Source organism: Pantoea sp. USHLN256 (assembly GCF_037149875.1).
GTDB lineage: Bacteria > Pseudomonadota > Gammaproteobacteria > Enterobacterales > Enterobacteriaceae > Pantoea > Pantoea nemavictus.
Genome location: NZ_JBBCQO010000014.1, coordinates 77,038 through 88,312 on the forward strand (window position 1 = coordinate 77,038; position 11,275 = coordinate 88,312).

13 protein-coding genes are annotated in these 11,275 nt (G+C 57.7%); 2 read left to right on the forward strand and 11 right to left on the reverse strand.

Annotated features, from left to right (window positions below):
- Window positions 1-17: 17 nt before the first annotated feature.
- Together uxuA and WFL93_RS22170 are read left to right on the forward strand one after the other, a co-directional pair.
- Window positions 18-1,082: a mannonate dehydratase gene (gene uxuA / locus WFL93_RS22165; protein WP_036622076.1), complete on the forward strand. Its 1,065-nt coding sequence runs from the start codon at window positions 18-20 to the stop codon at window positions 1,080-1,082.
- 175 nt (window positions 1,083-1,257) lie between these two features.
- Window positions 1,258-1,680, forward strand: a complete 423-nt coding sequence (locus WFL93_RS22170) for an ester cyclase (protein ID WP_336779053.1) — start codon at window positions 1,258-1,260, stop codon at window positions 1,678-1,680.
- Here WFL93_RS22170 and WFL93_RS22175 read toward each other — a convergent pair.
- The 11 genes from WFL93_RS22175 to WFL93_RS22225 form a co-directional block, all read right to left on the reverse strand.
- Complete coding sequence (locus WFL93_RS22175; RefSeq protein ID WP_336779054.1) at window positions 1,677-2,099, reverse strand: MarR family winged helix-turn-helix transcriptional regulator; 423 nt, start codon at window positions 2,097-2,099, stop codon at window positions 1,677-1,679. The genes WFL93_RS22170 and WFL93_RS22175 overlap by 4 nt on opposite strands.
- Before the next feature lie 58 nt (window positions 2,100-2,157).
- On the reverse strand, window positions 2,158-3,423 hold the full coding sequence (gene fabF / locus WFL93_RS22180; protein WP_336779055.1) for a beta-ketoacyl-ACP synthase II: 1,266 nt from the start codon (window positions 3,421-3,423) through the stop codon (window positions 2,158-2,160).
- Between the two features lie 30 nt (window positions 3,424-3,453).
- Window positions 3,454-3,984 carry a winged helix-turn-helix transcriptional regulator gene (locus tag WFL93_RS22185; RefSeq protein ID WP_336779056.1) on the reverse strand — a complete coding sequence of 177 codons (531 nt, stop codon included), beginning with the start codon at window positions 3,982-3,984 and terminating at the stop codon, window positions 3,454-3,456.
- A gap of 174 nt (window positions 3,985-4,158) precedes the next feature.
- On the reverse strand, window positions 4,159-4,851 hold the full coding sequence (locus WFL93_RS22190; protein WP_007893102.1) for an amino acid ABC transporter permease: 693 nt from the start codon (window positions 4,849-4,851) through the stop codon (window positions 4,159-4,161).
- 15 nt (window positions 4,852-4,866) lie between these two features.
- Window positions 4,867-5,553 (reverse strand): amino acid ABC transporter permease, encoded by a 687-nt coding sequence (locus tag WFL93_RS22195; RefSeq protein WP_191322179.1) that lies wholly within the window; start codon window positions 5,551-5,553, stop codon window positions 4,867-4,869.
- Between the two features lie 87 nt (window positions 5,554-5,640).
- Window positions 5,641-6,456 carry a transporter substrate-binding domain-containing protein gene (locus WFL93_RS22200; protein ID WP_007893098.1) on the reverse strand — a complete coding sequence of 272 codons (816 nt, stop codon included), beginning with the start codon at window positions 6,454-6,456 and terminating at the stop codon, window positions 5,641-5,643.
- A gap of 20 nt (window positions 6,457-6,476) precedes the next feature.
- Window positions 6,477-7,214 carry an amino acid ABC transporter ATP-binding protein gene (locus WFL93_RS22205; RefSeq protein ID WP_049850676.1) on the reverse strand — a complete coding sequence of 246 codons (738 nt, stop codon included), beginning with the start codon at window positions 7,212-7,214 and terminating at the stop codon, window positions 6,477-6,479.
- Window positions 7,215-7,224: 10 nt separating this feature from the next.
- On the reverse strand, window positions 7,225-7,791 hold the full coding sequence (locus WFL93_RS22210; RefSeq protein WP_007893095.1) for a peroxidase-related enzyme: 567 nt from the start codon (window positions 7,789-7,791) through the stop codon (window positions 7,225-7,227).
- Window positions 7,788-8,270, reverse strand: a complete 483-nt coding sequence (locus tag WFL93_RS22215; protein ID WP_180822447.1) for a hypothetical protein — start codon at window positions 8,268-8,270, stop codon at window positions 7,788-7,790. Before WFL93_RS22215 ends, WFL93_RS22210 begins: the two co-directional genes overlap by 4 nt.
- On the reverse strand, window positions 8,267-9,721 hold the full coding sequence (locus tag WFL93_RS22220) for an NAD(P)/FAD-dependent oxidoreductase (RefSeq protein ID WP_336779057.1): 1,455 nt from the start codon (window positions 9,719-9,721) through the stop codon (window positions 8,267-8,269). The genes WFL93_RS22215 and WFL93_RS22220 overlap by 4 nt, the downstream gene beginning before the upstream one ends.
- 352 nt (window positions 9,722-10,073) lie before the next feature.
- Window positions 10,074-11,033 carry a LysR family transcriptional regulator gene (locus WFL93_RS22225; protein ID WP_193372792.1) on the reverse strand — a complete coding sequence of 320 codons (960 nt, stop codon included), beginning with the start codon at window positions 11,031-11,033 and terminating at the stop codon, window positions 10,074-10,076.
- Window positions 11,034-11,275: the final 242 nt, after the last annotated feature.

Consider the following 11,275-nt stretch of genomic DNA (forward strand, 5'->3'; position numbering starts at 1 on the left):
TAACGGTGGATGACATTATGCAACTGACAATGCGTTGGTTTGGTCCGAAAGAAGATAAAGTTTCGCTGGAGTATATTCGCCAGGTGCCGGGCGTACGCGGCGTGGTTGGCGCACTGTACGACGTGCCGGTGGGAGAAACCTGGCCAGTCGATAAGATCAACGCGCTGGTTGAGCAGGTGCATGCCGCCGGATTGACCGTCGAAGTGATTGAAAGCGTCAATATTCACGACGATATCAAAATTGGCCTGCCCAGCCGCGATCGCTATATCGAAAATTATAAGCAGAGCATTCGCAACCTGGCGGACGCCGGCGTAAAAGTGATCTGCTACAACTTCATGCCGGTGTTCGACTGGATGAAGACCGACATGAACTACGTGCTGCCAGACGGCTCGCTCACCATGGCTTTCGAGAAGAAAGGCATTGATAAGAGCCTCGATGAAGTGGTGCAGGAAGTGTTAGGCAACTCAAACGGCTTCGCCCTGCCGGGCTGGGAGCCTGAGCGTCTGGCGAAAGTGCAGGATCTGTTTGCGCAATATAAAGATGTAGATGACAACAAGCTGCGTGAGAACCTTGCTTACTTCCTGCAAGCGGTGATCCCGGTGTGTGAAGAGGTTGGCGTGAAGATGGCGATTCATCCGGACGATCCACCGTATTCGATCTTCGGCCTGCCGCGCGTGGTGAAAAACCGCGACGATCTCGACTGGATCTGTAACGTAGTGGATTCTGAAGCCAACGGCATAACACTGTGCACCGGATCGATAGCGGAAGATCCGAACAATGATGTCTACGCCATTCTGGCTGAGTTCTCGCGCCGCAAACGCATTCCGTTTGCCCATGTGCGTAATATCAAGATTATTCAGGACAAAGATTTCTACGAGTGCGCGCACCCAACCGAGTATGGCTCGCTGGATATGTATAAAGTGCTGCAGTCAATGCATGACAACGGTTTCGATGGCTACATTCGCTCGGATCATGGCCGCTTTATCTGGGGTGAAACCGGACGTCCCGGTTATGGTTTATACGACCGCGCGCTGGGCACCACCTATTTGCTGGGACTGTGGGAAGCGCTGGGTAAGCGCTGAGTTTTGCCAGGTGCGCATGAATGCGCACCCTACAAAATCCTCACCAAATAACCGTAGGGTCGCCATTCATGGCGACCTGTTTACGTGATGATCACCGCACAACATATCAAACTCACTTCCCGCGCTTACCGTTAAATATATACAGTTAAACTGTATATATTCAGAGGGAATCGCCATGTCAGAACAGAACAAAGCCGTAGTGCGCCGCTTCAACCAGCAGGTGATTGCCGACGGCGATCGCCTAGCGTTCGAGCAACTCGTCGCAGAAAACTTTATCAACCGCTCCGCACCTGCCGGCGCGCCTAACGATCGCGAAAGCCTGTGGCACACTTTCGATCAGATCCTGCGCCCCGCTTTCTCAGAACTACAGGTGCAGATTGAGGATCAAATCGCCGAACGTGATTGGGTCACCACGCGTAAAACTATTCGCGGCATACACAGCGGATCGCTGATGGGGATCGCACCCACCGGTCTAGCGGTAACGATCGCGGTGATCGATATGGTGCGGATCGAAGCGGGGAAATACGCCGAACATTGGGGCATGAACACGCTGCAGGCGGTGATCAATCAGCTGCGCAGCGCCAATTCGCCCGGCTAAAGCAGCTTGCGCAGCACAGCCAGGCCTTGTTGCAGATCGTGGCGATCGTGCTCGTTAAGCCGATCATCAATACGCGCCGCAATCCACTCAGCGCGCTGCTGACGTGCGGCGGCCAAAGCAGCGCGTGCCCGATCGCTCAGTACGATCACCTGGGCCCGCGCGTCCAGCGCACTTTTTTGCCGCAGCACCAAATCCTGTGATTCCAGCTCGTTAATCACCAGACGCATACTTTGATGCTTCACACCGCGCAGTCGCGCGAGGTCCGCGATGGAGAGCGCCTGATGGCTGTCGAGCAGATCGAGGGTTTCATATTGCGACGTGCGTACGGTCGCCGTGGCAACACGCACATTACGCACCAGAAGACTGACAAGCTGGCGGAGTTCTTCCGCCAGCTGCTGGGTTGAGGTTTGAGTGGTCAAGTTGGCGATTCCGGCAAAATATCTTCGCCCCATTATAGGGAATCGCGATAAATCTGCGCTAGCGCCAGGCTTTAAACAGCAAACTGGCATTCACCCCGCCGAAACCAAAGCCGTTGGATAATGCATAGGTCATCGCCGTCGGCTGTGCGGTCAACGCCACCAGATTCAGCCCTGCCGCCGCTTCATCCGGATGTTGCAGGTTCAGGGTTGGCGGGGCAATTTGGTCACGCAGCGCCAGAATCGAGAAGATCGCTTCCACGCCGCCCGCCGCACCCAGCAGATGCCCGGTGGCCGATTTCGTTGAGGTGATTGCCACCTGGCTGCCGGCAAACAGTGCAGCGATCGCCGCCAGCTCACCCTTATCACCCACCGGCGTCGAGGTGGCATGCGCATTAATATGCTGCACCTCAGCAGGGGAAATCCCGGCCTGCGCCAGCGCGGTTTCCATCGCCCGGCGCGCTCCTTCGCCATTTTCCGGCCCGGCGGTGAGATGGTAAGCATCCGCGCTGGTGCCGTAACCCACCAGCTCCGCCAGCGGCGTGGCGCCGCGCGCCTGGGCATGTTCCAGCGATTCAATCACCAGCAAACCCGCGCCTTCGCCCATCACAAAGCCGTCACGGTCACGATCAAACGGGCGCGAAGCCTGCTCAGGACGATCGTTAAAGCCGCCCGACATCGCCTTCGCCGCGGCAAATCCCGCCAGGCTAACGCGATGGATCGCCGCTTCAGCGCCGCCACACAGCGCAATATCCGCTTCGCCGCTGCGGATCAGTCGTGCCGCATCGCCAATCGCCTGCGCCCCGGCCGCACAGGCGGTTACTGGTGCGCCAATCGGCCCGCGAAAGCCATGTGCAATCGAGACGTGTCCCGCCGCGAGGTTGGCGAGAAACGAAGGAATGGTAAACGGCGACAGCCGACGCGGCCCACGCGCAGCGGTGGTTTCTACCGCGTTGGCGATTTCGTTAAAGCCGCCGATGCCGGTGGCGATCACCGTGGCGGTGCGCTGCTGCTGTGCCACATCCTGCGGCGACCAGTTGGCCTGCGTCAGCGCTTCATGGGCGGCCACCAGCGCGAACTCGATAAAGCGATCCATTTTCTTACGATCTTTGGCGGCAATGATGCCGTCGGGATTAAAGCCATGCTGCGCATCCTGCTCCAGCGTCGGCACCTGCCCCGCCACTTTGCAGGCGATATCCTGCACCATCTCTGGCGGTAGGGCGCTGATGCCCGATTTTCCCGCCAGCAGCGATTGCCACACCGCCTCCGTGCCGCAGCCAAGCGGCGAGACCAGCCCCATGCCGGTGATTACAATACGTTTGCTCATAAATAACTCCTTTAAACCGCCGGCTTTACATCAAAGAATCGGCGGCGCGAATTTCACTGCGTTGTCTCCAGCGCGTTTTTTCTGCAGATAGTCATGGCGATAGTGCATCATCGGCACCGCCGCCGGGCCGGGTACCATCTGATATTTGTCCAGGCTAAGCGGCTGACCATTTTCGCTATCGACCAGTTGCATCTTCACCGGACGCTGAGTGGCGGTTTCCACCAGCTGCATCTGGCGACCTTCCGGCGAAAAGTGCGTACTGCCCCACTCCGTCAGCGCCAGAATCACGCCGCGAAAATCGCGTCCGATCGGCGTGAGATGATATTCGTAGCGCGCCGGACTGCTGCTGTAACACACCTTCTGCAGCAGGCCATCCTCCACCAGCTCTTTTAGCCGACGCGACAGAATGTTGGGGGCCACGCCGCTGCTTTTCTGGAACTCATCGAAGCGGGTAAAACCGGCCAGCGCATCACGCATGATCAGCATGCTCCAGCCATCGCCGATACGGCCGAGGCTGCGCGCGACGGGACAAGGCATGTTGCAAAGCGGTTGGTTTTTCAAGGCTGGATATCCGACATTGTTTTGGTGTCGAATACTGTTACAGAGTGACTTTCATTTTGCAAGTAACTTGCAGATTGAAAGTTATGGTGGGGTATGCTTATTTGCGCAATAAATTGCGCCGCTACGGGTCGGTGCACTTGCTCGTAGCGGCGCGATTTATCGCGCGATTTTTCATTAGGTCCGCACCCGCAGCGCCGCCTCAATCTTGTCGGCAATCTTAGTCACCACATACGCAATCACCATGTAGAACACCACCGCAATCAGGAAGGCTTCGAGGTAGTAGAAATTCAGCGCTGCGGTCAATTGCGCCTGAGCGAAGATATCCACCACTTCAATGGCAAACGCCAGCGACAACGCTTTCATGATCACCATAAAGGCGTTCGCCAGATCGGGGATCGCCGCCACAATAATCTGCGGAAACATTACCCGACGGAACAGCTGGCCGCCGCTGTAGCCCAGCGACAGTGCAGCGTCCGATTGGCCGCTATCAAACGAATTGAGCGCGCCCTTCCACACTTCCGCCTGGAACGCCGCTACGCAGGCGCTCAGCGCGACGATAATGATCACCCAGTTCGGCAACGAGTGGGCATTCACTTCCACGCCAAACAGGGTGGCGACATAGTGCAGCGCCGGCGGCAAACCGTAATAGGCGAGGAAAATCACCACCACCATCGGCACGCCTTTAAAGGCGATCTTGTACGCGATCACCAGCTGGCGCAGCACGGGAATGCGGCGATGCTCCACAAAGGCGAACAGCCCGCCGAGCAACGTCGAGCAAATAAACACCGTCACCGCCATCAGCAGCGTAACCGGCACCGCATCGAGAATGCTCCAGAAGTCCGGCAGCAAAACCTCAAGATCAAACATGGTTGCTCCCCCTTATCAGACGCTGGTGAATTTAACGCGTGCAGCGGTTTTCGAGCTGTACTTCGCGTGACGTTGTTCGAAGAAACGGATAATCAACCAGGCCACACCGCACAGCAGCGAATAGAGCACCGCCAGCACCAGATAGGTACCGAACTGATACTGGTTGTAGTCGCGTTCCATGATCAGATGCGCGGTCGCCATCACATCCGCTGCGCCGATGTACATCACCAACGCCACGTTATGAATCAGATAGATAATCGCATTGCCGTAACCCGGCAGCGCGAAGTGCACCGCCTGCGGACCGACAATGCGCAGCATTTTCTGGCGGAAACTGTAGCCCATGCTGTCGGCGGCGTCGTGCTGGCCGCGCTCCACAGCAAGAAACGCCGGACGCATCACTTCCGACAGATAACCGCCGTGATAGAGGCTCAGGCCAATCATCGCCGCGATATTGGCGGTGACAAAATCGCTGAAGCCGAACTGCTCGGCCACCAGCGGCAGACCATAAAAGGCGACAAACAGCTGCAGCACCACCGGCACGCTGCGCGCGTAAGAGACGTACAGATCCACAAACTGGCTAATCACCGGAATGCGGCGCACGCGGAATACGGTGGCGATCAGCGCCAGGAAGAACCCGACGATCATCGCAACAAACATTATGCCGAGCGTCAACGGCAGCGCCGAGAGCAGCTCGGGAATCATCGAAGTCAGATTCACGGTGAAACACTCCTGCTAACAATGAAGCAACGCCCGGCTCAGCACCGGGCGCAGCGGCTTCAGGTGAATCTGTTACTTCATGTACTTGGTGACGTCTTCGCCAAACCACTTCTGCGCCAGCTTATCCAGCGTGCCGTCGGCCTTCAGCTGCTGCAGCGTTTTATTGATGTCATCGTTCAGCGCCTGGTTTTCAGCGGAGCGGTGAATCAGCACGTAAGTGTTGTTGATGGAAACCGGCTCGCTGGCTTTGATCGCCAGTTTCTGGTTGTCGATCACCGTCTGCTCGCCGAGGTTAGAAGGCAGGATCAGCGCATCATATTTGCCACGCTGCACTTCCTTCAGACGATCCGGATACGGCACGCCTGCGCTCGACGCTTTGATCTCCACCTTGTCGTTTGGGTTGTCCTGCTGCCACTGGGTCACGAATTTGTACACGCCGCCACCTGCGGTAACCGGCACGATGTTTTTGCCGACCAGATCTTTCATGCCGTTGATATTGCTATCGCTGCGGCTGTAGATCTTCATCAGGCTGGCACCAATCGGCGCATCCGGGATCAGGAACTGTTTGCTGCGCGTCGGCGCTTTGTAATAACCGCCGGTCGCCATGTCATATTTACCGGTCGCCAGGCCGGTTTCCTGGGCGATATCCGCCGCGCCTTCCATGACGAATTTGTACTGCGGCAGTTTGGCGTTGATGGCTTTCAGCACGTCCGGCTCGTAGCCCTGCGGCTCGTGACCAATCGCGCCCCACGACAGCGGTTTGGATTCCGCCGCGGTAGCGATTTTGATGGTGCGCACCGCGTCCGCGAAGCTGTTACCGCTGATCAGTGCCAGCGCGATGATGCCAGGCGCGGCCAGGCGACGTAATGTGGTTTTGATTGCAGGCATGTGGTTGATTCCTTTAATTATTAGAATACGCGTTCTGAATTGAGGAACTGAGCAAGGCGCGGCAGGGTGGGATTATCAAACATCTCAGTCGGGCTGCCCTGCGCGGCCACCACGCCCTGATCCATAAACACGATGCGATTAGAGATGCTTTTTGCGAACTGCATCTCGTGCGTCACCAGCAGCGAGGTGATACCGGACGACGCCACGTCTTTAATCACTTTCAGCACCTCGCCCACCAGCTCTGGATCGAGTGATGAGGTCGGTTCATCAAACAGCATCACGTCCGGACGCACCGCCAGCGCACGGGCAATGCCGGTACGCTGCAGCTGGCCACCGGAAAGCTGCGACGGATAGTGATCGAGCTTGGCGCCCAGACCGACGCGCTCCAGCTCCTGTACGGCGATGTCGCGCGCTTGCTGTTTGCTTTTGCGTTGAATAACGATCAGCGGATCCATCACGTTTTCCAGCACCGTCATGTTTTTGAACACGTTGAACTGCTGGAACACCATCGCGGTACGCAGGCGGATCGCCTGGATCGCCGCTTTGTCCGGTGCCTGATAATCCATGCGGATCTGATCAAGCTGAATGGTGCCGGATGCCGGTTTCGCCAGATAGTTAATGCAGCGCAGCAGCGTGGTTTTACCGGTGCCGCTTGGCCCGATGATCGACACCACATCGCCACGTTTTACCGACAAATCGACGCCTTTCAGGATCGGCGTGCTGCCGTAAGCGAGCTTAATATCGTTGAGTTCTAACATGCAGCAGCCCCTATTTATTCAGGTCAGCATGGCCAAGCACATGCATCAGACGGTTGGCCCAGCCGAAAATGGCGATGGCGTGGATCAGATCGATAATCTCCTGATCGTTCATGCCGACCGCGCGCAGTGCCGCCATATCCTCGGCGCTGGCCTCTGACGGCGTGACGGAGAGACGACGGGCAAAACGGTAGATCGCCGCATCACGCTCGCCGAGCACATCGGCACGATCGAAGTAAATCGCACTGACTACCGCATCACTTTCTGCCAGCTGCGCATGGCGGCGTGCGTGCACCACCGCGCAATATTTGCAGCCGTTGACGATCGACGCGCCCAGCGCGCCGAGTTCACGATCCGCACGATCCAGCCCGCCCTCAACATACATAATGGCGTTGAACAGCACGGTGCGCGCTACGTAGCTGTCGGGATCGTGCGCCAGCGTGCGCACATACTCGGAGATCTTCTTGTTCGATGGCGTCACTTTCATCGCATCGAGCTGCGCGGGCGTGGCGTCTGCCACTTCGACCGGCGCGATATAAGGGTGCCAGTGCAGCGGCTTGAGATTAACCGACGGAATCATGCAGACCTCAACAAACGTAATCCGGCCGCAACGCGCGTCTGGAAGTTAACAAAAGCGATCAGTTCAGAGAGCGCCACAATCTGCGGATTGCTCAATCCAGCCTGTTCCAGCAGGCGAATGTGCTGCTCGGTGGCGTTCATTGGCTGCTGCGTGACGAGATCGGCATGCCGCGCGATAGTCGCCAGCGGTTCGGCAAGATCGCTGGCACCGGCCGCCAGCGCCAGCAGCGCGTCTGAAGGCTGCAACGCCGCCAGTTGCGCCTGATAATCGTGTTGCAGCTCGGCATCGCCATTCAGCTTCGCCATGCGCTGCGCCAGCGCAAAACGCACATCCGGCGCTAAGCCCTGATCATCATTAGGTGCCAGCACCGATACACGGCACTGTTCTGCGCCATCTACAAATTCCGGGCGCAGGCGGCGCGTACCGTACAGCGCATCTTCAGCGTTTAAGCCGACTGCGCGATCAATTGCGTCACTCACTGCGCGTTCTCCTGGTTGAGTAAGGGCGTGGAATCCACCCATTCATCGCCCTGCAATTCAGGGGTGTCAAAAACCTGTAAGTTGGCGTAATGCTGCTCGACGTCTTCGGCAAACAGCGACGCGCTGATGCCGCGCACCAGACGATCGGCACCGGCGCTCACCGCCGGAATATCGCCGGAGACTTTGCCGTGCGTCAGCATGGCGGCATCGTTGAAGCAGTGAATATGCGCCAGTCCGGGACACGCGCCTGGCGTCAATTCGCGGAACTCAAAGGCGGGACCGAGATCCGGCGCTTCAAGCAGATTGGCGCGCGGCGCGCCCATTTCTGGCTGGTAACGCCCGTCGCGCCAGCTGCGGATATGCGGTGCGATGGCGGCAAACTCTGGGCGTCCGTGGAAATCGTTGCTAAAGCCGGTCGCGGCAATCAAAAAGTCGTAGCGCAGCGGGCCCTGGGTGGTTTCGATCAGCAACTCATCGGCCTGCTGTTTTACCGCTTTGATGCCGCAGTTGAGGAAGAAGCGGGCATTGGCATGACGTGAAACGCGCAGTGTCGAAGAACGCGGCGGCGGCGTTTGCGTGGTCGCGGTGTAATCCACAAACTTCCATTTCCATGCGTCCGGCAACTGATGCATCCCGTGCACCACGCCCTGGCTGCCAATGCCGGTCATTTTGTTGATGCGCGGCATCTGTGGGCGGCGAATCAGCAGATCCACGGCAGCCGCGCCGTTTTCCAGCGCGGTGGCGGCGTTATCCATCGACGATGCACCTGCGCCAATCACCGCAATGCGTTTGCCCTGCAAAGCAGCGAAATCAATGTCGTCAGCAGAGTGCGCCCAGAATTTACGCTCGATACCCTGCAGGAAGTCCGGCACGGCAAAACCGCCAAGGCCAGAGCGTCCGGTAGCCAGCACCAAACGGCGGGTGTAAACCCGGCCGGTTTCGGCACCGCTGAGATCGAGCGCGATTAACTCACCTTCGAAGGTAATATTGGTGACGCGCACATTATTGCGCACCGGCAGATTCAGCACCTTGCGATACCAAATCAGATAATCCATCCACTGCGCTTTGGGAATTTTATCCAGCTCCTGCCAGGCTTCTTTGCCCCACTGCGCAGTGAACCACGCGCGGAACGTCAGCTGCGCCATGCCGAGCGCCGGGCCATGCAGTGACTTCGGTGAACGCAACGTTTCCATGCGCGCAAAGGTTACCCACGGACCTTCCAGCCCGGCGGGCGCGGCGTCATAGGCCACCACGTTGCTGATGCCGGTAAGCTGCAGTTTAGCCAGCGCCGCCAGGCCACACATGCCTGCACCGATCACCACCACATCACGCACCGGTGCGCCACCCTGGGTGCGCGCTGGCACCCAGGATTTCGCGGGCAGTTCAAGATATTCCAGATCCTGCTGCAGCTGTGCTTCCAGCGCGGCAAGGCCATCGGCGGCATAAGTCATACACGTTTTTCCCTGAAATAAGCGGCGGCCAGCAAACGGGCGAAACCACTAAAGTGCGTTGGTGACTATGCATTCTCATTATCCTGATAACACATAGTTAGTGGGTATTAATCACCAAATCACATAGTAAGAGCTAAGGTTTCGCATAATCCTCTTGCCCTAAAACGGAGTCAACAATCTCGCTCAGCTTTTGACCAATGGATTTCTTATATCTTATGCCGAAAATGTTATAAGGCCTTAAGAGGAGATTTTTCATACGCTGGCTAATGACCTAGATCACGCACCTTCCGTAGCGGCGCGATTTATCGCGCAATAAATTGCGCCGCTACAAAATATGATTTGGGTGAGAGGTTTAATCCTGATTAATCAGGCGCATAATGCGCGGATGCTCGCTGGCAGGCAGGCGTTCAAAGCCCGGTAGCAGATGGGCCGCAGCGTCGGCTAAGGCCTCCACCAAGGCCTGTGCAGCGGTGGAGATTTGTCGCCCTTGCGGCGTGATCACGCCAAAGTAGTACGGAATATCCTCCTCCAGCGGACGAATCGCCACACCGGCCAGCGGCATGCCCCAACCGGTCACCGGCTCAAGAATCGCTACGCCCAATCCGGCGCGCACGCAGCCGAGAATATTGGCGGAGGAGTTAGTCTCGATGGTTTCATGCAGCGGCGTTTTGACCTTTTTCAGCGCTTTTTCATAGCGCCCGCGTAGACGCTGCGGGCTCCACGGCGCAATCAAACGGCGTCCCGCCAGGCTGCTGAGCGACAGCCGCGTTTGCGCCGCCAGCTCATCGTTCTCCGGCAGCGCCACGACGCACTGCGACTGCCCAATCCAGTGTAGCTCCACCGCATGATGCTCCAGCGGCAAGCTGCACAGACCGAGATCGGCTTCCGCGGTGATCACTGCATGCGCGGTATTAACCGCGGATTCACTGATGATCTGCACTTTGTTCTGCAAATTAAGTGCGGCCAGCGCCTGCGGCAGCAACCCCGCCGCCAGCGCGGGCGTGGCGGCAATACTCAGCGGACGGTGCTGTTGGTGAGCGATCTCCTGCGCGCGCAGGCGGATTTGCTGCAATGAAAGCAGCGCTTTCTGCACATATTGATGCAGCTGCAACGCCTCTTCCGAGGGATGAATGCGCGGGCCGTTGCGGATAAACAGCGGATAACCGAGCGACTGTTCCAGTTCCTGAATTAAGCGCGACACCGCCGGCTGCGAGCGATTGAGCGCCTTCGCCGCTGCCGTGACGCTCCCGGCAGAGATCACCGCCGAGAAGGCTTCCAACTGCCGCAAATCCAGGTCGTTTAAAATGGTCATCGCACGATTTTTTCCTAACTCATTGATCACTCCCGACATTGGCGCGGGAAAGTTTTCATCATAGAGAGAGTCGCGGGAATTAGCCACTGGGGGGACAGTGCGCTTTGTCCCTCACCCTAGCCCTCTCCCGCTGTACAGTCCGGGGACATGGTAAACGGGTGTTCAGGGACATGGTGAACACTTTTTAACATTCTTACCCATGGTGATCGACTTATTCTTCAGGTCGATCACCCCCACCTTTG

What these genes read in the sequence shown, in the direction of transcription:
- uxuA (WP_036622076.1), top strand. Translation starts at nt 18, where the DNA reads ATGCAACTGACAATGCGTTGGTTTGGTCCGAAAGAAGATAAAGTTTCG.
- WFL93_RS22210 (WP_007893095.1), bottom strand. Translation starts at nt 7,791, where the DNA reads ATGATTCCGTCGGTTAATCTCAAGCCGCTGCACTGGCACCCTTATATC.
- WFL93_RS22225 (WP_193372792.1), bottom strand. Translation starts at nt 11,033, where the DNA reads ATGACCATTTTAAACGACCTGGATTTGCGGCAGTTGGAAGCCTTCTCG.
- WFL93_RS22195 (WP_191322179.1), bottom strand. Translation starts at nt 5,553, where the DNA reads ATGATTCCCGAGCTGCTCTCGGCGCTGCCGTTGACGCTCGGCATAATG.
- WFL93_RS22170 (WP_336779053.1), top strand. Translation starts at nt 1,258, where the DNA reads ATGTCAGAACAGAACAAAGCCGTAGTGCGCCGCTTCAACCAGCAGGTG.
- fabF (WP_336779055.1), bottom strand. Translation starts at nt 3,423, where the DNA reads ATGAGCAAACGTATTGTAATCACCGGCATGGGGCTGGTCTCGCCGCTT.
- WFL93_RS22205 (WP_049850676.1), bottom strand. Translation starts at nt 7,214, where the DNA reads ATGTTAGAACTCAACGATATTAAGCTCGCTTACGGCAGCACGCCGATC.
- WFL93_RS22220 (WP_336779057.1), bottom strand. Translation starts at nt 9,721, where the DNA reads ATGACTTATGCCGCCGATGGCCTTGCCGCGCTGGAAGCACAGCTGCAG.
- WFL93_RS22190 (WP_007893102.1), bottom strand. Translation starts at nt 4,851, where the DNA reads ATGTTTGATCTTGAGGTTTTGCTGCCGGACTTCTGGAGCATTCTCGAT.
- WFL93_RS22200 (WP_007893098.1), bottom strand. Translation starts at nt 6,456, where the DNA reads ATGCCTGCAATCAAAACCACATTACGTCGCCTGGCCGCGCCTGGCATC.